Annotated in this window: 15 protein-coding genes and 1 tRNA gene; 7 read left to right on the top strand and 9 right to left on the bottom strand. The window is 57.8% G+C overall.

Translation table 11 applies throughout. The features are described from left to right. Positions 1-94: 94 nt before the first annotated feature. The 3 genes from ABD729_RS07520 to ABD729_RS07510 all read right to left on the bottom strand — a co-directional run bounded on the left by ABD729_RS07520 (position 95) and on the right by ABD729_RS07510 (position 3,761). Complete coding sequence (locus ABD729_RS07520) at positions 95-1,129, bottom strand: hypothetical protein (RefSeq protein WP_344709540.1); 1,035 nt, start codon at positions 1,127-1,129, stop codon at positions 95-97. A 243-nt stretch (positions 1,130-1,372) separates the two neighbouring features. Next, complete coding sequence (locus ABD729_RS07515) at positions 1,373-2,209, bottom strand: 8-oxoguanine DNA glycosylase OGG fold protein (protein WP_344709539.1); 837 nt, start codon at positions 2,207-2,209, stop codon at positions 1,373-1,375. A gap of 25 nt (positions 2,210-2,234) precedes the next feature. Next, the gene (locus ABD729_RS07510) at positions 2,235-3,761 is read right to left on the bottom strand and encodes a hypothetical protein (protein WP_344709538.1); all 1,527 of its coding nucleotides are present in this window, start codon (positions 3,759-3,761) and stop codon (positions 2,235-2,237) included. A 108-nt stretch (positions 3,762-3,869) separates the two neighbouring features. Between ABD729_RS07510 and ABD729_RS07505 the strand changes: the two genes are divergently transcribed. From ABD729_RS07505 to ABD729_RS07475, 7 genes are all read left to right on the top strand, one after another. Next, positions 3,870-5,219 (top strand): hypothetical protein, encoded by a 1,350-nt coding sequence (locus ABD729_RS07505; RefSeq protein WP_344709537.1) that lies wholly within the window; start codon positions 3,870-3,872, stop codon positions 5,217-5,219. Between the two features lie 166 nt (positions 5,220-5,385). After that, positions 5,386-5,946, top strand: a complete 561-nt coding sequence (locus tag ABD729_RS07500) for a hypothetical protein (protein ID WP_344709536.1) — start codon at positions 5,386-5,388, stop codon at positions 5,944-5,946. 111 nt (positions 5,947-6,057) lie between these two features. Then, entirely contained in the window at positions 6,058-8,070 is a 2,013-nt protein-coding gene (locus tag ABD729_RS07495; RefSeq protein ID WP_344709535.1) for an AAA family ATPase, read from the top strand. A 193-nt stretch (positions 8,071-8,263) separates the two neighbouring features. Next, positions 8,264-8,659 (top strand): hypothetical protein, encoded by a 396-nt coding sequence (locus ABD729_RS07490; RefSeq protein ID WP_344709534.1) that lies wholly within the window; start codon positions 8,264-8,266, stop codon positions 8,657-8,659. 180 nt (positions 8,660-8,839) lie between these two features. After that, positions 8,840-10,834, top strand: coding sequence for an ATP-binding protein (locus ABD729_RS07485; RefSeq protein WP_344709533.1), 1,995 nt, complete (start codon positions 8,840-8,842; stop codon positions 10,832-10,834). A 4-nt stretch (positions 10,835-10,838) separates the two neighbouring features. Beyond that, positions 10,839-13,184 carry a Z1 domain-containing protein gene (locus ABD729_RS07480; RefSeq protein WP_344709532.1) on the top strand — a complete coding sequence of 782 codons (2,346 nt, stop codon included), beginning with the start codon at positions 10,839-10,841 and terminating at the stop codon, positions 13,182-13,184. A gap of 61 nt (positions 13,185-13,245) precedes the next feature. Beyond that, positions 13,246-14,160: a PD-(D/E)XK motif protein gene (locus ABD729_RS07475; protein WP_344709531.1), complete on the top strand. Its 915-nt coding sequence runs from the start codon at positions 13,246-13,248 to the stop codon at positions 14,158-14,160. Between the two features lies 1 nt (position 14,161). Here ABD729_RS07475 and ABD729_RS07470 read toward each other — a convergent pair whose 3' ends face one another. The 6 genes from ABD729_RS07470 to ABD729_RS07445 all read right to left on the bottom strand — a co-directional run bounded on the left by ABD729_RS07470 (position 14,162) and on the right by ABD729_RS07445 (position 19,959). Next, complete coding sequence (locus tag ABD729_RS07470; RefSeq protein ID WP_344709529.1) at positions 14,162-15,625, bottom strand: DNA cytosine methyltransferase; 1,464 nt, start codon at positions 15,623-15,625, stop codon at positions 14,162-14,164. Between the two features lie 41 nt (positions 15,626-15,666). Next, positions 15,667-16,149, bottom strand: a complete 483-nt coding sequence (locus ABD729_RS07465) for a very short patch repair endonuclease (RefSeq protein ID WP_344709654.1) — start codon at positions 16,147-16,149, stop codon at positions 15,667-15,669. A 44-nt stretch (positions 16,150-16,193) separates the two neighbouring features. Beyond that, on the bottom strand, positions 16,194-17,378 hold the full coding sequence (locus ABD729_RS07460) for a restriction endonuclease (RefSeq protein WP_344709528.1): 1,185 nt from the start codon (positions 17,376-17,378) through the stop codon (positions 16,194-16,196). 107 nt (positions 17,379-17,485) lie between these two features. Next, complete coding sequence (locus ABD729_RS07455; protein ID WP_344709527.1) at positions 17,486-18,148, bottom strand: recombinase family protein; 663 nt, start codon at positions 18,146-18,148, stop codon at positions 17,486-17,488. 110 nt (positions 18,149-18,258) lie between these two features. After that, complete coding sequence (locus tag ABD729_RS07450) at positions 18,259-19,629, bottom strand: tyrosine-type recombinase/integrase (RefSeq protein WP_344709526.1); 1,371 nt, start codon at positions 19,627-19,629, stop codon at positions 18,259-18,261. Positions 19,630-19,883: 254 nt separating this feature from the next. Next, a tRNA-Ala gene (locus ABD729_RS07445) sits at positions 19,884-19,959 on the bottom strand. Between the last annotated feature and the right edge of the window lie 94 nt (positions 19,960-20,053).

Here is a 20,053-nt window from a genome sequence, read left to right as displayed (position 1 = left end):
TTTCCTGCAGAGCGACCGAAGATACGCGAAATTAAATCTGCCACCGGGACCACAGATTATGCTGGTACCTTCGGTCTGAACATCTCGGTTTTTCCTACGCTGCGAGCTTCACCATACCTTTATGCGTGGGAGATTTTGGCTTTGTCTGCTGCGCTCGTGATAGCGGCACCGTGACAATGTCGGTGTCGCCATCGATGATTGTGACTGACTTGGGCTGCATATCGTCCGTCCACACCAGGACCGCTACGCAATTCTCCGCCACGGGCTTCTTCCGCCCGAACCTGTCTGTCTCATCGTAAAGCGGTGACAGCACGTACCGTTCGTCAGACCGGGCGTGATCCCGGCTGTGCTCGCGCAATGCGGCTCCAAGCGATGCGTCGAAAGCAAGCCTCCATTCGCGGCTGGAAGAGGCAAACATTCTCTCTTCGGCAACATCGGCAGAGTGAAACACCAGCGAGTATCGTTTTCCCTTCAGTTCGAGGTTTGCGCTGGGTTCGGCGTTGGGGTCGTTGCGAAAGAAGCTCACCACCGCGTGATCGCTGAAGTCGCGCCTTTTTCCTGTCTCCACGCCATCATTACGCTCAGTCGTATCAGCAGTGGATGAGGAAATGTCATTTGCAGCTGGGTGGCGACCACTGGTCGCGGTCATGGCCTCCAAGGGAAAAATCATGGCGCCATCATGATTTCGTTTCGTCTCGTTCCGTTTCGTTGCGCTCGCAGAAGCCTGTGTTTCCAACAGTTCAGGGTCTGGTTGTGCAGCTTTCGTGCAGGAATTACGTAGGATTGATGCAGCAATTGGTGGCGATTGGTGCAGCAATTGAGCAACCGCCCGTTCCAATTTAGCGAGCTGCGCCTCCAGTCGCTCCACTTTTGCGATGCAATCCTGCTCGATTGCTGCACCGGCTCCGTCCAGCGTCTTGGTGCAGAGATCGAGTAACAGGCTATTCGCCCCGGCGGTTTGGCTACGTGTCAGTTTCACAGGACCATGCCAGTCAAAGTCGCTCTTTCCGAGGCGAATTCGGATGCTGTCGATGAACACTGCCTTCTGCTTCTCGCTCAGCGCCCGGCCCTTTGCCAAGGTCTTTAAGGACGTGAGCATGATGCGGCTTGTGGTCAGATCATCGGCCATCGACCGCGTACCGTCGAATAGGCCATCCAAGATGCGCGATGCAAAACTGATCCAGCGAGGTGCGTAGGTGCTGGATGCTGAACTTGCGGTACCTGCTGACGCCTGAGGTTTAGTCATAACAATCTCCAAAGAAAAACCCGCTGCACGGGCTCGAACTGTGCAGCGGGCTTGGTTTCCTTGGGGGATGCGGCGACGCTCACTGTCTGAAGCGACAGAATTCGAGCCCCGCAGCTTCCGTCATACTTATGCTGCCTGAGGGTTTGCCGCGTCTATATTCGTGGGACGCAAGGCTTTCCTGCGCGTCGTTCGGTCACTGATCTGCTTCGAGCTTCGCGTGCGGGCACCAAGCTCGCTGCTTGGGGGCGCGTTGTCGAACAACGCCAATTCGACCTGATCAGGGGTAACCACGTCGGGGCCAAGCTTGCTAAGCCGTTTGGCCAGGCGGTTCACGGTGGCGATGTAGTCTGCAAAGCTCCGCGTCTGCTGGTTGCGGGCATTTTCCAGCCGGATCGCGAGATCGCGCGAGTTCCGGAGCCGCTCCACCGGCAGTGTTGTTCGTAGCCCCCGGAACTCCAAATGGGTGCCCTCCATGATCGTGTTGATCACCCTGTGATCGTAAATAACACAGGCGCCCTCCAGCGTCGTGAGCCCGAAGAAGTAGGCAAGCTTCGACGTAGTGGACGTGGAGATGCCTTTGCCGCAAAGGTTGTTGAGTTCCCGGATCAGAGCACCAGCGGGCAATGGTTCCGCTTGTTGCAGTTCCGACAATCGATCCGCAACCACAGCGGCATTGCTGAACAACGCGTCAATCGGCTTTCTATGTCGATTGATCTTGCCCGATGGATAACCCCATACAATCGTCAGCATAACCGCCAGACGCGGCTTTGCAGCGATGAGGTCAAACACATCGGCTCGCGTCACACGCTGCCCATCCTGTAATCCAAGCTCGACGATGCCCGATCGGATGTTGAGATATTGCGGATCACTCCAGCGCTTCGCATCGAAGTCGGTGCCAGCTGCCATCAGCGCCGCTTGGGTTGGGAGATCGTCGCGGATCGAGCGACTGGTCTTGCGGGGCATTGAGGATTCCTTGGATTGCGCGGGACTAGAGCATGAGGTCAGCGCATGACTGATTGTAGGCAGTGCCCGATCTCGTCGGCAGCACCACGGAGAACAGATCGTCGCCGAAATGCGCCTGCAGGGACAATGCCGCGTCATCAACCTCGAGATCGATGAACGAGCCGTCTAGGCTGGTCTCGTAAGGGCAGAGCGCGACGAGCGTCCGCTTCACATCCTCGATCGAAAGCTCACGGTCGCTCAGATCCCGGTCCGGCGACGAAGAGCCGAATGCGACGGCGATGTTGGGCATCTTCGGCAAGCTGACTTCCAGCTTTCCACCATCCGAGGTCAGCTTGAGCGTAGCAGGAAAATTGCGCTGCTCCTTGCGCCTTGCGTTCTGCCGATCATGCTCGACCCTGCGATCAGCCAGAAACTGCAAGACGGCGACTTGCTCTGCGTGCGTGATGCTGACGGGCTTGTGATGAACGTCGGCCGGCTGGCTGACGCGATAAGCCGCATCGGCGTGCAACGGGAGAAGCTGGAGCGGGGAGCTTAGCCCAGTCGCATCGATCCGCGGCACCTCGCCAGCGTTGATGTTCCATCCATCATAGTTCGGGAACTCGCGCCTTAGGAAAGCCGCGTCTCGGCTATCGAGAATGTAGGCCATCTCAGCCGACAAGCCGTCGACGTGACCCGCTAGGCTCACGCCTGCCCAAGCATAAGTGTAAGCTTCCGCGACGGCCTCGATCCGGCACACGGGCCTGCCTCGCTCCAAGCTGTTGAGCAGGAGTACATGCCTAGGAGAGCTATTCGGCTTGTCGGGCGTACAGCCGAGCACAAGATCGACGGCACGGAAGAGCCTCCCCAGCGGCTCACCCGCAAGCGCACTTTTGCCGGTTGCCTTGATCGGCGCATAGCGAAGCAGGATCGGCTCAACTTCGTCAGCTTCACCGATCACGTCGATGATCGCCGCTTTGCCATCGTCGCCAATCTTCGCGATCAGCGTCACGAAGCCCTCATCCGCGCTGATGCCTTCCGGCAATGCCACCGCCTCGGAGTGCGCTCGGTCCAATAGCAGCTGCCGAGCAGCCTTGAGGCGGCTATCGCGTTCTTGCGAGTAGCGTTGCTTCCTTGGACTGGCGAAGTGCCTCACGGCCTCGGCATAGCGCCCTTTGATCCCGCCTTGCCGAAGCCAATCGCCCAAGTCCGTCGGGTCCACGCCACAGTTGCTCGCGTAAGCGAGCACCGCCGCATATTGGGAGCGCGAGCTGGCGGACGGCGCGAACGTCATGTTGACCAGCGCGATGTAGGGATTGCGCTGCGTCGCCAAATTCCACGGCACGCCGCGCGAACTCACAAACTCTCCGATCAGAGATCGTCCTGGCTCACAGGCTTGTGATCGCAAGTCCTCTCCAAAGACATAGAGTTTCGCCAGAGCCGAACGCAGCAGGTCGGTGGACCTGGCATGATGTTGCTCATACTCTCGCGCAGCTTGCTCTACTGCCTGGAACCGTTCATCGGCCTCATGGAGCTGATGGTCCGTGGAATTTCCGGTGAATTTACCGCTACGCACATCGGCCTCAAAAGTTTAGCCGCTAAACTTTCGCGGTGATACGTTCTTGCTAGAGCGATCACAACCGCAAGGTATCGTAGTCTGTGTTAGCGTTCGTTGGGTGCAGGCGTGTCGATCAAGAATGACTATCTGGCTGAGAACCGCGCGATCTATCTTCCGGCAATCAGCGAAACGTTCGCCCGCTCCGTGCATCGCTCTACCCTCGATCCGTCGTTGCCGCTGACGGCGAGGCACCTGAACTTCCTCGATCCTGGGAATCCTTCGTTCTTCTATCCGTTCGCACTGTACAGCGCCGGACAAGCCGCTTCGAAAAGCGGCAATGTTCCACCGTGTATGGTCACGAGCCGGGATCGGGACGAGACAATCGTCGTAGGCGACAGCGGCGGCTACCAAATCCAGACACAAAAGATCGAATTCGATCCCGCCAGCACTCCAAGGACCATGCTGAAATGGCTGGAGCAGGTTGCCGATTGGTCGATGGTGCTCGACTTCCCGACCGGCGGGATCAGCAGCGGCGCAATGCGGCCTCATGCCGAACGGCTAGAGAAAGAGGGGTACGATCTCGCCGCCATGGCTAAGGCCAACGGGCTCGGCATCGATTTCAACGCCTGCCTAACTCAAACGAAGCTCAACAACGACATCTTCCTTGCACAGCGCACACCCGGCAAGACGCGGCTCCTCAACGTGCTGCAAGGCAGGAACAAGCGTGAGAGCAAATATTGGTACGACGCTGTAAAGCACCTACCCTTTGAGGGATGGGCGCTCGCGGGGGCGCACAGAGATCATTTCAGTCTGATCGTGCACCGGCTGCTGGACATGCATGCAGACGGGCTGCTGCGCGACTGCAAATGGATCCACGTGCTGGGTGTCGGATCATTGCAGATCGGATGTCTGCTGACGGTTGTTCAACGGGCTGTGCGGCAAGCAATAGGCAATGCGGTGCAGTTCAGCTTCGACAGCGCCACCCCATTCTTGTCGAGCGCTAACGGGCTGGTGTGCTCCGGCTGCAGGCTGGGTGCTCAAGGGTGGTCGGTTCAGTATAAGAAATTCTCCCAGCTGGGCGGATCGAACAACGCCCTGCTGTTCGACATCCTGCGTGAGCTGTTGGAGACCAGGAGCCGCGCCAGCTGCGAAATCTATTCCGCCGATACGCTCGTTTCCCGCAGCATCAATCTGAGCGACATGCAGCGTGCCGACGGCATGCCGTCCACCGATGGCGGAATTCTTCTGACCCATCATAACGTGCAGGCACTGCTCGACGCGCATTCCTCCGCGCAAGCTCTGTTTTTCCGCTCCGACCCCCTGCGTCCGGACCCAACCGCCGTGCCGTTGTCGATCAAAACCGCCGCGGAAATGGTGAGGCTCTTGTTCGAAGAATTGGGCCGGGGCGTGAGCCCTACCGCGCTCCATGCACGCGTTGACGAGTGGCAGCCGTGGCTGGATGAGATCGGAGCTTAGCAAAGCCGCTGCGCCAGCGCGCCCACGCCCTGCGAGCGTCATACAGGGCGATCGAGTGCTATCTATGGCACAACCGGAAACCTTGGGTAGGTTCCTGCGCGCGCCCCTTTCAGCGCTAGTTGAATACAACTAGGTTGGACTGAGAAATGGCATCATTGGGAGCGTTATGGGCTACGTTTTGAATGAACTCACTAATTTGCCAGTAGATGAAAATGTTCATTTCTACATTTTCGTCGTCAACGGGCAGTTCCGCGAACCGCTATACGATATGATCGAGCAGAACTTCATGGAACTTGCCCGCAGCATCGGCAATCACGCCGTTATCGCAGTGGGCACAGATAAGCAGCGGTTCACCACATCCGTCGCGCGTAAGTACCTCGGTGAGGGTAACTCTGACGCCAGTTTTCAGAACATGCTGCCCGCGCTTCTGATAACGAATGACCATCCAGAAGAGCTTCGCCAGGGGAGTTTAAGGCTCGTCGTTCCTCTGCGCGACGCCGAAGCGCGGTTCGGCGGATGGCACAACTTCTTCGCCCTTCTCTCCGCGTTCGTTCGTGGCGAGAACGATCATTTCGTCAAGAAATTTGAGCAGAAGGAAAACCTACTCGACGCCGCTAACGCAATCATTGATCTTAAGCCCGGCGCATTTGGTGTTGCTCTGAACGTGAACGAACTCGTTCGTAGATGGCAGAAGAGCAGGACTGCGCGGTTGAATACGTCCTCATAGCGCTAGCTGTCCTCGCCTAAGCCGCTGCTACGAGAGCAGCCTTAGCAGCATCGGACATTGTCCTAGGTAAGCCTCTGCGTTATCGCGCTAACTGACAGGGGAGAGTTGCGTGTGAGACTGCAGAAGGCCCGCATCACGAATTATCGCAGCATCAAGGATTCTGGCTGGGTAGAATTCGAGCGCGACAAGACAATCATGGTGGGTCCTAACGAAGCAGGGAAGTCTGCTTTTCTGCGCGCTCTTCAACAGATCAACGCGCCCGACGACGCGCCGAAGATTGATCCTCTCCGCGATTACCCTCGGAAGGACTACAACGACATAACTACGAAGCGGGTGGATCCTACCAAGACTGACGTCGCCGTCGCGCATTTCTCGCTTGAAGAGGCCGACAAAGAGGCTGTGGGACTAGAATTCGCGGGCGCTACGTACGTTTACGGCCGTCGTCTCGACAATTCCGCTTGGCACGACTTTGTAGGCGCCCCAGAGCGCCCCACCACCAGCGAGCTTGCCAAGGATCTACGGCGGCTTGCAGCTCATGTGGATGGGCGTCAGTCCGAGGGGGCGGAAAAGGCTTCGGTCGGCTTAGAGGCTGTGCTCACAGAGTACAGCGGCGGGAACTACTACGTTCAAGGCGAGGTCGCGAAAAAGCTTATAGCTTGGCTGGAAAAGCATTACGCCACGGTCGACGAGGACAACGACAAAGAGGAAGCGCGTTACACGAAGCTTCTTGAAGCGTGCCGCTTTGCTGACCGCCGGGCTGCCGCACTCAGCGCGTTGGCCAATGCACGTCCCATATTCGTGCTATTCAGTAATTACTATCGTGTGCGACCGCTCATTCACCTCGAGCATCTGGCAACACGCATCGAGCAGAAGCTCCTTGATGACGACCAATATGATTATGGGAATCAGTGTTTGCTGAAGTTGCTGGGTTTCACAGCACGGGAGCTATCTAACCTTGGCAAGGCAGCTGATCCCGGAGCCAAGGATGCCGATGCGCACCGGGCCTATCGTGATCAACTCGACAAACGTTCGTATCAGCTGAACGCGGCGAGCGTTCGCCTGACTGACGAAATCGTCCGTATTTGGAACCCGAACCCAGAACGCGCGGAAGCAAATCGCCTCAGGATCACGGCAGACGGGCAATATCTAAAGGTGGTCGTCGAAGACGAACTTGGCGTCGAAATCGAGCTCGACCAAAGGTCGGAGGGATTTCAGTGGATTGTATCCTTCTTCATCGTGTTTTTCGCGGAGGCCAAGGACAAGCACGCGAACGCCATCCTGTTGTTGGACGAGCCGGGGCTAAGTCTTCATGCCCTCAAACAGCGGGACTTCCGAGCTACGATCGGAACCCTCGCTGAGACAAATCAGACAATCTACACCACCCACTCCCCCTTTTTAGTCGGACCAGACGAACTCGATCTGGTGCGAGTGGTGGAAATGAAAGATCGGCGGACGGGTACGAGAGTACACACGACTGTCACCGCCGCCGATCCTGCAGCGCTGCTGCCCTTGCAGGAGGCGCTCGGGTATGATCTTGCGCAGAGCTTATTTGCGCAGCAGCGGAATCTGATCCTCGAAGGACTGACGGACTACTGGTACTTCGAGGCGACAGCTGACTTGTTGCGTCAGGATGGCGTCGCCGACCTGAATGCGAAGATCGCACTGATTCCTTCGAACACCGCAAGCAAGGTGATGTACTTCGCGACAATCCTCACCGCGCACAATCTCAAGGTTGCGGCGCTACTTGACTCCGATAATGCAGGTGATCAGGCAGCCAAACAAGAGATCCTGGTGCATCGCCTTGGTGCAAAGCGCATCTTGCGAACGATGGACTATACCTCGCCCGCCATCCCGAAAGCTGAGATCGAGGATCTTCTGCGGGACACTCTCGTGCCAATCGCGAAGACAGAGCTTGGTATCGACGTGACCGCGGAGGTCGCGGCGTCGCCAACTTCGCCGATTGTCGACATTCTGTCCCAAAAGGGAGGGCCGAATTTTTCGAAGTACAAGCTTGCCAAAGCGTATGTCCGCTGGACCCGAGATCACGAGGCGGCTGACTTGAGTGACGGCGAACGGGCTGCTTGGACAAAGCTTGTGAATGCGACGAATGCGGCGTTGAAGTAAGCTTCCACGGTGCAGTGAAGTTCGAAGAGCGCCATGCAGGGCCGTCTTCGATCAGCAGTAACGCAAATGGCTCTACTACCGCATAGGCCCTGCATGACGCGTCCAAGGGCTGCAGCGGAGTATTTCCTAGCCCCGTGAGCCCGTCGCCGGCTGCTGAATGTCCCGCTTAAATACTTGAAAGTGGGAGGGTGATATGAGGTACTTTGAAATCATCGAAAGTGCTGAGCAGTCGGCAGCGCAACGCGCACAGCAGAAGCAGCGGAATGCACGTGATCGAATAGCGCACGCGCACGAGAAACGATCGGCCGCAGCGACCCGCTACCAAGATCAGTTGAAGGCTTGTGATGACGCGATCAAGCAAGCTCAAGCTTCTCTCCGGGAAGCATCCGTGCGGTCGTACGCCCTTCGCGACCGAAAAGGTCAGCTGTTAGGTTGGATTGAGCCGCAAGGGCGGCTTATCCAAGGCAAAGATAGAGCCGGCACTGTCGTTGGTTGGTACGACGCACGACAAAACGTGACCAGAGATCGCCATGGCGTCTTGTTTGGCACAGGCGATCTACTTTCCGCACTGATCGTCTGCAAACGTTAGTCCGGTTCCTGGCCGAAAATAATTCCTCCACCAGAACCGAGGATATCGGGCAGTTCGATGGGCGGGTGCCCTTAATGTCTGGCCTCGCACAGAGTGTCGGCACGGTTGCACGTTTGGGAAGCAGCCTGCTACATTCTTTCGGCCGGATCTGTTGTTTGGTCGGGGGCGCGCGCAGAAACGATGGAATTCCTAATACTGCGTGCGCTCACCCAGAGCGAGCTTGGCTTCTTTCATGAATATCGCCGTCAAGGCAAAGAGACGTCGAAACAGCGCGCCATCAATTTCGATGGCAAGGTCGTGGCGCGGGTTTTCCCGGCCGCAACTAAGAGTGACCGCATTCCGCTTGAGCTAACGTACGAAACAGACAGCGGTGCCGCGATGTATAGTCACTCGCTAAAACGCCAAGGCAAGAACTGGCGGCTGGAAGGCCACTGCCCAAACGATAAGAAGTTTTCTTTCGTATCAGCCGGAAGCCTGTTTGTATTACGGATCCAAGCCGGCATCAGCCCAGCCAAAGGGACATGGACGGTGCTTGATGCCGAGAGCCCTCTGACCCAAGAGATACTGGCCGACGGAGGTACGCGCGGCCTTGCTGCGGCTGGAATGATCGCCCTGCACGGACGGCAGAGCGCGCATTTGTTGAGCAAGATCTCCGAAGCCTTGCCGGCCCCTTCTACGGATGACTCGGGACAGGAAGTACAAATGAGTGATCAAGATGATGCAGGATCCGAGGGCGGAGTAAGCCTTCCGCCGCGCGCGCTGAGGCTTACGGAGATGCTGGCGGACACCGGGCACACCTTCGCCGGGGCCGTCTCTGACCTGGTCGACAATTCGATCTCAGCCAACGCCATCGAGATCAACATCCACTTCGGTCGGCCTGATCAGGGGAATGGCCGTTGGATGACCATCGCCGACAACGGCGATGGAATGAGCTGGGAAGAGCTCAAGGAAGCCATGAGGATCGGGAGCGAAACCGATTATGAGGAAGGCAGCCTGGGTAAGTACGGCTTCGGCCTCAAAGGTGCTTCCTGGTCTCAAGCGAACTTGTTGACTGTTGTTACCAAGCAGGCTGGCGAAAAAGCGTCTCATCTGACCTGGGACAAGAGCAAGATCGACGAAAGCTGGACCGCCTGTAACCGGCCGCTAGATGACTGGGTCAGGGATGCGACCGATCCTGGCGAGCACGGCACAGTTGTGATGTGGCGTGACATGACGGTGCCTGAATCCACGCCATCCGTCCCGGGAGCTTCGCCTTATGTGGCTGAGGTTCGCGACCTTAAGCGCCATCTTGCGCTCGTGTTTCATCGCTTCCTTGAAGGCAAAGTCCCCGGAAAAAAGAAGGTCGAAATCCTCGTCAACGACGAACCGGTTCCACCCAACAATCCAGTGGGTCATCCGTTGGTCCGCGAGTACGATACTAAGACCGTCAAAGTACCCGTGAGCGGCGGTACGGCCCCCGTTGTAATTGCTCCCTATCTGCTGCCCAGCGAAGATGAGCTGAAGCAATATCATGCCCCGACAGGGGACGCTGATAAGGCGATCGATGCGATTGGTTTGCACGGCAAGCGCACCGAGACGCAGGGGCTGTTTATCTATCGAAATGGTCGCCTCATCCGCTGGGGTGGGTGGCACCAGATCTGGGCAACCACTGACGAGAAAACCAAGCTCGCTAGAGTGACGGTCGATTTTGGACCCGAGCTCGACAAGGCATTCCAGATCAACATCAGTAAGCAGATCGTGCACCTGCCGCCCATGCTTCAGGATGCAATCAAACCGCTTGCTAAATTTGCACGTACCGACAGCCAAGCGAAATTTCGTCGAGGGTCGCAACCACCGGTTCCTGCCCCGTCACCGCCTAGCCCGACGCCCCCCTCAGGCGGACCCAAGATCAGTGTGCCCCCCACATCGCCTCCAGGGTCCGGGCCGGCTCCAGCGCCGCGGACTCCCTCGCCGCCAGCGCTGGTTGTTCGGCCCGTGGAAACGTCCAAGTTTGTCTGGAAGTTATCGCGGAGCCTGAACGGTGCCGAGGAGCTGCAGGTCAGCAGGGTGAACTCGGACTTGGCTGAATTGGCGCGGCTTCTCGCTCCCAATACTCAGGCGGCAACGCATTTGGCTGCATTTCTAACCCAGCTGGACGAAATCGGAGCGCAGGATGAGCTGATCGGGAAGGCCTGAAACTATGGCTGAAGTGCGCATAGTGGCTTCGGCGCCGGGCCTGCCGAACTGGACGGACCGCCTTGATGATGAGGCCTGGGACAGTTGGAGCTGTCTCGAGAGTTTGCTGCGTAAGGACCCGAGATGGAAGGAGGAGCAGGTCAACTCAGTCGCAGCTGAGTCTTTGCGAGTGCTGCGTCATCTCCCCGATCCGCGCTCAAATAATGGTTTTCAGGGTCGCGGGCTCGTTGTCGGCTATGTTCAAAGCGGGAAGACCGCCAACTACACAGCGGTTGCCGCCCGAGCCGTCGATGCTGGGTATCGTCTGATTATCATTCTCTCGGGTATTCATGATGCGCTTCGAAACCAAACTCAAAAGCGCCTCGAGCGTGAGCTAGTAGGCGACGGCACCTCCCATCATCAATGGAAGCTTCTGACAGGCAACAACCTTGATTTCTTCCCGCCGCCTCCCGAGACGCTGGATCACGCGGGACCATTCCTGATCGTTGCAAAAAAGATTGTTCCCGTTCTGAAGCGACTAGACGAGTGGCTGGAGGGCGCGGGTAATCGGCTGCATTGGCTCCCGACGTTATTGATCGACGACGAGGCCGACCAAGCTTCGATCAATACGAAGGGTAACCGCGCTCCCGATACCATGGTCTCGGAGGGAGAAGACGAAAGAGCGGGTGAGTCTAAGCCCTCGGCTACGAACTCAATGATCCGCTCGATTTTAAATCGTCTGCCGAGAGCCTCCTACGTGGCCTACACGGCTACGCCCTTTGCCAATATTTTCATCGACCCCAGCGCTTTGGACCGGAAAGTCGGCCAAGATCTGTTTCCGCGCGACTTCGCTCTGCAGCTGCCCCGTCCCGACGGCTATACCGGTACCGAAGAGCTGTTCGGTGTGGGTGCAGAGGGACGGGATGTTCTGCGCTTTGTCCCCGAAGAAGATGTGGTCCGCCTGCGGTCGTCGAAAAAGGGCAAGGGACGACAGGTTACGATCGATCCGGACGCGCCCATCATTCCAGATACGCTGGCCGAGGCTCTTGGTGCATTCTGCATCGCCGGCGGCATCCGCCAAATACGGCGCGACGGTGCCACGTCTTCTCACACGATGCTGGTACACGTCAGTCAGCTTGTTGCCGACCAAGCCCGGATCTCCGGCGCTGTACGCGAACAAATTGATCTTTGGCGAAGTGAGGTCGCCCAGGGTGGCCACTTCAAGGAATGGCTCGGCAACATGCTGGAAAGCCACTTTAGGGGCGTTACGCTTCCAGCGTCCAACGAGCGGGTAATTGAGGTCGCAACAAATGTCCTCAATGAGTTGATGGTCATCGAGCTAAACAGCGAGACGGGCGAGAATCTCGAGTACGAGGAAAGGCCTGGGCGGCACATCGTAGCAATTGGAGGGAACCGGCTTTCGCGCGGGTTGACGCTCGAAGGTCTGACAATCTCCTATTTCCTCCGCACCACGTCGATGAGCGACACGCTGCTTCAGATGGCAAGGTGGTACGGCTTCAGGACGGACTATGAGGATTTGATCCGTATCTGGACAACGCCCGCCATCGCCCGCTGGTTTGCTGAGCTGGCACTTGTCGAAGATGCACTCCGTGAGTCTCTTCAGGCATTGACGCGGGCGGGAAAGCCCCCGTCTGAAATGGCCATTAGACTTCGTGCCCACAGCGAGCTTTTGCTAACCTCGCGGAATAAGTCCGGAATGTCAGCTGACGCCGAACTATCCTGGTCCGGAGAGCATCCGCAGACGGTTCTGCTACCGGTCTCTGACCATTTAAAATTACAACGCAATTTCGACCTTACGGATCAGCTAATCGCACAATTGAGGCCGTCGTTTTCAATTGAAGGCGGTATGCTCGCCCAGGATGTACCGGCGGAAACAGTGGCCCGGTTTCTTCGCGAGTACAAAACTCATGACGACATTCTGGCTTTTCAGCCGGATGCGCTGTCCGAGTGGATTGAACAATCGAACGAGGCGGGGGAATTGGTCGATTGGTCGGTGTTTTTGGCCGGCTCAGGGGTTGGACGCAAAACCATCATTGGCGGTATCAACACGGGAATGCTGACGCGCTCCCGTGTCAGCAGTGACAGTATCGGAATATTGATCGACCCGCGCCATGAAGGCGTCGATCTTCCAGGCGGCCCGCAGGGCTACAAGCGAGCGAGCGGCACATACGATTCTCAAGCGATGCGTGCAGCAAGGCCGCGCACCCAGGGGCTGCTCATCATCTATCCGCTCGATCCAGCCAACCTAGGTACCGAATTTGCTGGCCCGGTGATCGCCCTGGCCCTCAGCCTCCCGCAAACAGCAGAGACCGGTTCTTGGGTCGTCAATCGCGGCGTTGCCGATGCCTGAATTTCCAGGGCCGGACAATTGGGCCGACCTCAGGTCGCGGAAGCCGCCTTCGGACGATCAAATGGCAGTCCTTGACGTCCCGGATGGCGGGGCTGACCGCGGCATGCTTCTCGCAATTGATGGTAGTGGCGACCTCCACCTTCTGATCCGCCTCACTGCGCCCGCCTCTGCAGAAGATCCGCCCGACCTCAACGGCATTCGGGTGAGGCGTCGCCTCATTGATGAAAGTTCCTTCCTGGATCTGATTGCTCCCGCCTCAAACGAACGAGTATTTTCAGGTATGTGCTCAGAAGTAATCGAAGCGGTTGCTGTGCGGGGCCGGGAGCCCGCCGCGGCGACAGCTGCAATCGTCAGAAAGTGGCAGGCAGCACTTCGCAACAGCAAGACGATGATGGAGCAAAGGGCTCAGGTTGGTCTTGTTGGTGAACTCTACGTACTGAAGCAGCTGATGCTGCCGCTCCTGGGACCGAGCGCAATTGATCAATGGAGCGGACCACACTTTGAGCGCCACGACTTTGTCAGCGGCGACGTTCACATTGAGGTCAAATCGACGCGAAAATCCAAGCATGAACATGAAATTTCAAGGGGTGACCAGCTTAATGCACCTGACGGCAAGTCTCTGCTGCTCGTCTCCGTGCAACTTGAATCGACCATTGCCGGCAACATCACTCTTGCGACATTAATCGACGAGATCCTCGCCGAGATTCAGGACGACTTCACTGCGCAGGCGGAGTTTATCGACAAAGTGGAGCGTGTCGGTTGGTCGGATATGTTGCGGCCGTCTCCGGAGCTCATGCGCTTCTTCGTCCGTGCAATCGCCGTGTTCGAGGTTGACGATGAATTTCCTCGCTTGCCGGACGAATTAGAGCTGCCATCCGGTATCATATCGGTGCGCTACACGGTCAGCTTGGCAAATCTTCCGTCCCTTGGCCAAGATGAAGTCATGGAGCGCATCGTGGCCGCAAACGCGCCGTAACTCACGCCGCCTCACGCTCCGTTTTGCGCTCGCTGGCGTCCGCATTCGCACTCTGGCTGGCACGAGCACCAAGCGCTTCCCCAATCTTCTCTGCCAGTGCAAACGCCATCAGCGGGGGTACCGCGTTGCCAATTTGTCTGAAGGCGGCGTTCATGGCTCCTTCGAAGCGGAAGCCGTCGGGGAAGGACTGGAGGCGTGCGGCTTCTCGAACGGAGATGGTCCGTTGCTGCGCGCCGTCATAATGAATGTGCGAGTACGTGTCCTTGCCAATGTGGGCCATCAATGTGCGCACAGGGAAATCAGGTCGTAGCTTCCACCATTTGTTTGGGAACTTGGCGACGTCGTAGGGTGGAACGATAGTCTTCCTGAGCTCGGCATACGCAACCGTTCCGGGGCTGATGTTCAATTCCGTCGCCGTCCGGTTGAAAATCCTTTCGGCTGTTGCGAATGCCTCGGGGTATTCGGCGCCGTGTGGCATTTCCCGGAATGTCGGGCCGTCTCGCGGCAATGACCGGATCACATGGTCGTAAACGCCTTCAGACGACGTAAAGCCCGGCCAGTTCCGCATGAGGTTCGCATATGCATCGGCGTCGGACGGCGCCCGGTAGGGCGCCAGCTTGTCGAACTTTCTCGCGCCGCGGCGAACGGACTCGCCCTGTATAGGGGGGAGGTCACCGATCGCCTCCTGTGCGGTCACGGCGAAGGGAAGTTCCTCGGTGCCCAGGTCCGGCTCGCGGTATCCCGCCTCTGCATTGGTATAACGAAGCGCCACGGCGCGGGTACCTGAATAACCTGGTGGCAAGGTGATGTGACGGGTTGCGGCCGGGAATGTCACCTCCTGGCCCAGCTCACGCCGGTAAGCGATGAGATAGACCCTGTCGCGCATTTGCGGGACGCCGTGGAACGCCGCGTTGATCAGCGAATAGGCTGCGACATAGCCGTAGCCTTCAAGCGTCTCCACGATCTCTTCGGCTACATTGTGATGTGCATAGTGAAGAATGTCGGGGACATTCTCGATCAACAGTGCAAGCGGTTGAAACGCGCGGACATAAGTCAGGTAGCGCAGATAAAGATTGCCGCGCGCATCAAGTTTGAACGCATTGGGATGGACTGCAATTTCCCGAAGCTTCGCGCGTCCGACGCGCGCATAAGCCTGACAGGGCGGGCCGCCGACCAGTACATCGATAGACCCTTCTACGCTGCCGAGGCCAAAGTCTCGAACAAGGTCGGCCGGCTCGGTCCTGGTGATATCCCGTGCCTTCGCATGCGCATCCGCAAACTTGTGATTGGGATGGAAATTGAGAGCGTGGGTGCGCGCGGCGAGCGGGTCAAACTCTACGGCGCCAGCAATCTGGAAGCCGGCCCTTTGAAAGCCGAGGCTAATTCCGCCAGCACCTGAAAAAAGGTCGAGTACACGAGGGCGCTCGCCACGCCGTATCCGCTCCAGTTTTTGGCTGATGGCCACCGGGTTAAACCCTGCCGTGTCTGACCGATCAACCGCCACGTTTAGTCGAGTCCCTGAGCCCTATTGCCATGCTTGGTCTTAGCAGGTGCCGGGGAGACGTCGAGCCTGACGGGGCCCAGAAACTCGATCAGTTTCTCGTTGAGCGTGACCTCGTCCTCAAGCGTGCACTCCCAGATCGTAAGAACCTCCCAGCCGAGTTCCATCAGTTTTCGAATATTCACCTCATCACGCTCGACGGTGCGCCTAAGCTTCTGCTCCCACCAGTCCCGCCTCGTCTTTGGCAGCACGGACGATGCGCATCGATGAAAGTGCCAAAAACAACCGTTTACGAAGATTGCCTTGCGCCGTGAACGCCAGACGATGTCGGGGCGACCAGGCAGGTCTCTTGCGTGAACTCTGAACCGATAGCCCAAACGATGAAGGAGCCGGCGTACCCTAAGCTCGGGTCGGGTATCGGTTCCCCGTATGGCGGCCATGTTTCGTCTTCGGCCGGGCGAAGTATCGCTGAAATCAGGTCTTCGCAGACGGCCGGGGACTTCAGCCCCATGCGACTGTCCCTTTGTCGTTGTCAGGGCTGTTCTTCTCCTTCAGGAAACTCAGTTTGGAGCCAATGTGACACCTGGGCTGCCGTTGAGTGGCCGCTTGCCTTCAAGAGGTCCACGATATCGCCACCCGATAGGACAAGGATTGGGTGCTCGTCTTCTTTGATTTCCTTGTATGCCTGCTGGTCGACGTACCCGGTCGTGACAAGGATACCAAACTGTCGGTGCCTGAGCCTCGAAATCAGGCGGGACATCTCGCGAACGCCTACTGAGTTTCCAGGAGCGTAGCATTTGGCCTCAAGTGCAAAGTCGACGTCAATCGAGCTTCCCAGCCGACCGATCTTTAGTTTGCCAAGCGCGTCACGGCCGCCGTCGCGCGAAGGCCTAGTGACGTCAATATTGTGCGCATTCGGGAGCAGCAGCTCGGCTAGCCTCGCCGCACAATGTTCAAAAGCATGGGGCCTGCCTGAAAAGTGCCCGTGAATAGCGGCAAGAACAGCCCTTCCATCGTCGCTCGCCGGTAGCTGTTCATTCTTGTTTCGCCAGGGGCGTGACCGGTTGCTCTTGAGTGCATCGTACTGTCCAGTTTCAACCCATAATTTCCAGGCTCGCGGAGCATTGGCGGAAGGATCCCGATCCTCGATGATGTCCGTCAGCCAGGCTCGAGACAGGACAGCTGCATTGAGAACAGAAAAGCGCGCCCTGTAATTCTGGTACCTTCCCGCGCCGCCGTCATGCCAAACCGCTACCAGATCCTCGGTTTTGGTAAGAGTTGGTGTGCCGGGCACCACCAGCCCGAGGAAGCGAACATCGCGAAAGGTGTGGGCTGTCGAAAAGACCAGAATTGGCGGAACTCGCCGGCGGCCTTCCAAGCCGGCGTGACTGTCGGCAAAAACGCGTCTTAAGAGCTCATTCCCGCGTCGTGGTGTTGCGTGCAGCTTCTGGCCGGCAACTTTATTATCGCCATAATACGTGAACACGCCCGTTTCCCGATCGATGCTGTCAGGCCAGTCATGGTCCGACATTGATGTCGTCAGTACGATAAGGCTGAACCGGTCCATATTGCCCCGGTAACGAAAGCCTCCACTGTTGCTCACGCGAAGTAGCGGGCCCAGCGGATCATCGCCCGCGTTGCCGCGCCTTCCGCCATGGTAAAGGGCATCGACATGGAGGTCGCTGGTAGGAAGTTCCTCAAACGCGAATGACTTCATACTACCCCAGACGAGCCGACACTGCGGAAATAGCGCCCGCTCCGCGAGCCGCGCAAGTCAAACAAGTGCTCTTACGGTGGATCAGCGATGAAGTTGCCACCCTTTATTCAGCTCGCTTCAGTCTTCAGCCTTGCGACCTGAGCAGCTTGCCAATTGCCGCCGCGCGGCGCTGCGATCCGTCGGGCGTTCAAATATCGCGCTATACCTCGGAGGCTTGTGTGGCCGGCGGCACGAGCTGCCTCGACGTAGGGCATCACGTCTAGCTTGCGCTGCTCTGATGCAAACCGCCTTGTCTCAAGGGCTTTGATACGCTCAGCCGCGCCCACGCAGCGCTGGTTCACCCTTTTGCCTCCCAAAATACGCCCGCGGGCCTTCGCTACCACAAGTGCAGACTTGGTGCGGTCACTAATCCGTTCCCTCTCCCATTGGGCAACTTGGGCGAGAATGCCGACCGTGAAGCGATCGGCGAACGGCATATCGGCGCAGCGGATCGGCACGTCCGCATCAAATAGTTCGTTGAGGAACGCGGCATTGCGGCTAAGCCGATCGAGCTTGGCAACGATCAGCGTGCTCTTGGTGAGCCGCGCGTGCTTGAGGGCGACCTGCAATTGAGGGCGGCTGTTGAGCTTGCCGCTCTCGACTTCGGTAAACTCCTCAAGGAGTTCACCATCACCGACACTTCGCAGCACTGTTTGGCGCTGCGCCTCAAGTCCAAGCCCGCTTTGCCCCTGCTTGGCGGTCGATACTCGGTAATATGCGACGAACCTCAAGTGACACTCCTGTCAACGCACGTTGCTACATTCGTAACGCCGCTCCGCCACTCAAACGACCGGAGACTTTGGCAGCCCAAGCATGAGCAGCGGAGAGGACGACGGACGGGTCAGGACGGCGAAAGTACAAGCCGCTTTCTGCGCCAATCCCCTTGAGGGAGTTCGTCGATGTCCACGATGTCCAAGGTCAGCGGAGCAGCGGCATGGGCGGTATCGACTTCCAGCGCGCGACGATGCTCCTCAAGGTAGCGACGCGTCTGCTCGATCGTACCGTGCTTATAGTGGGTGTTTAGCATCTTGACGCTCGTGCCCATGATCTCGGCAACGTGATCACCCGTCATCCCCTCAGCCAGTGAGAACGTCGCAAACGTGTGTCTCAAGCTATATGGAGAATAGGCTGCACCATCCGTGCGAGTTGGGAAATTGCAGCGTTTCAACAGCTCATTGAAGAGGCCGCCCAAATCTCTGAACGGTGTTCCGTCCTCTTGGACGAAGACGCACTCGGCATTGTTGAACTTTCGCTTCGCCATGCTGAGGAACTTGGATCGCCTGCCGCGCATCTCGGTTAAACGCGATGCAGCTTCGTCGTTCAGCGGAACATCGCGCCGCCCCGTTTTGGTGTTCTCGGCAATATGAAGCAGCTTGGTGTCGAGCCTCACATCCCCCCACGTTAGCTTGTCCGCTTCATGAGGGAGGCGGATGCCGGTATAACGTCCAACCCAAATCCAATCAGCTAGCAGCTGAAGACGTTGCCGATGCTTGCCATCCGACGCTTCCGCTATCCACGTTTCAGCTTCCGCTGCGAACCTATCGAAATCACCGCCCAAGAAAGCTGGGCGTGGGTTTGCCTTGCCAATTTCCACAGCCAGGACGGGCACCGGTCGGTTCTTGAAATGACCCTTTTTCGCTGCGTAGTTCAGGATTTGGCGAAGCGTTGGACTTTCTCGATTGAGGGTCGTCGCGCTCGGGACGCCGTAGTGTTTGCTCCGCTTCGAGCCAGCTTTGGTGCTGCGCAGCGCACTGGCAGGTGCCTGCTTCCAAAAGTTTAGCCGCCAAACTTTATAGTCGTCGAGGAGCGCGTCGTCGATTGCGCCGACGTTGCCGACGTTCCGCTCGTCATGGAAGAATGGGATCAGGAATTTTCGAACGACAGCAGCCTTGTAGTCATAGTCCTTCGTCTGCGTTTTCAGCCAGTCCTCGGCGAGATGCTTGAAACTGACCTGCAGGCGGCTCGTGCCGAGTGCAGCCATCCAATCAGCTGCCGGATCATCGTACCAAAGCCGATGCGCCTCAAACGCCTTGGCTCGCGCCTCTCTGATATCGGAAGTGCCGAGACTGCGGCGTATCCAGTTGGGTCCCAGCCGATGGAGATACCAAGTGCCTTTTCGTTGATCGGCCCGCTGGGCGATCTGAAGATCATCATTGAGGCGCTGTATGCTCGTGTACGCCGCCCCGCTGCGGCTATGACTGGCATTAGACACTGTAGAGGTTCACCGGAAAAATGCTTAGGTTTTTCCGTAACTTCTGCGGAGTTTGCGCGTCAATTAAAGATACGACTGGGGTTATGTACAAAGATATGTACATGGCATCCGAAGAAAAAATGTCAGATATCCGCCAAAAATTACTGCGCTGCAGCTAGGCACACAGCAGCGGAAAACCCGCAACAACCCACGGCACCGTTAACGTGCTGTGGCTTAAGTCTCTGATATTCTTACGATTTTTCTACCGGCGCGGATGGTGGAGCTGAGGGGAATCGAACCCCTGACCTCTGCAGTGCGATTGCAGCGCTCTCCCATCTGAGCTACAGCCCCGCACCGGTTGCGACAGCGCCTCTAGCCGCGCTTTGCCACCCTTGCAACGCGCTTTTGTTGGCGCCCACCGAACCAGCCTCGTTTCGGCCCTGCG

Source organism: Sphingomonas humi (genome assembly GCF_039536725.1).
Classification (GTDB): Bacteria; Pseudomonadota; Alphaproteobacteria; order Sphingomonadales; family Sphingomonadaceae; genus Sphingomicrobium; species Sphingomicrobium humi.
Note: the sequence above shows the minus strand (reverse complement) of the source record. Positions and strands in the feature narration are given on the sequence as shown.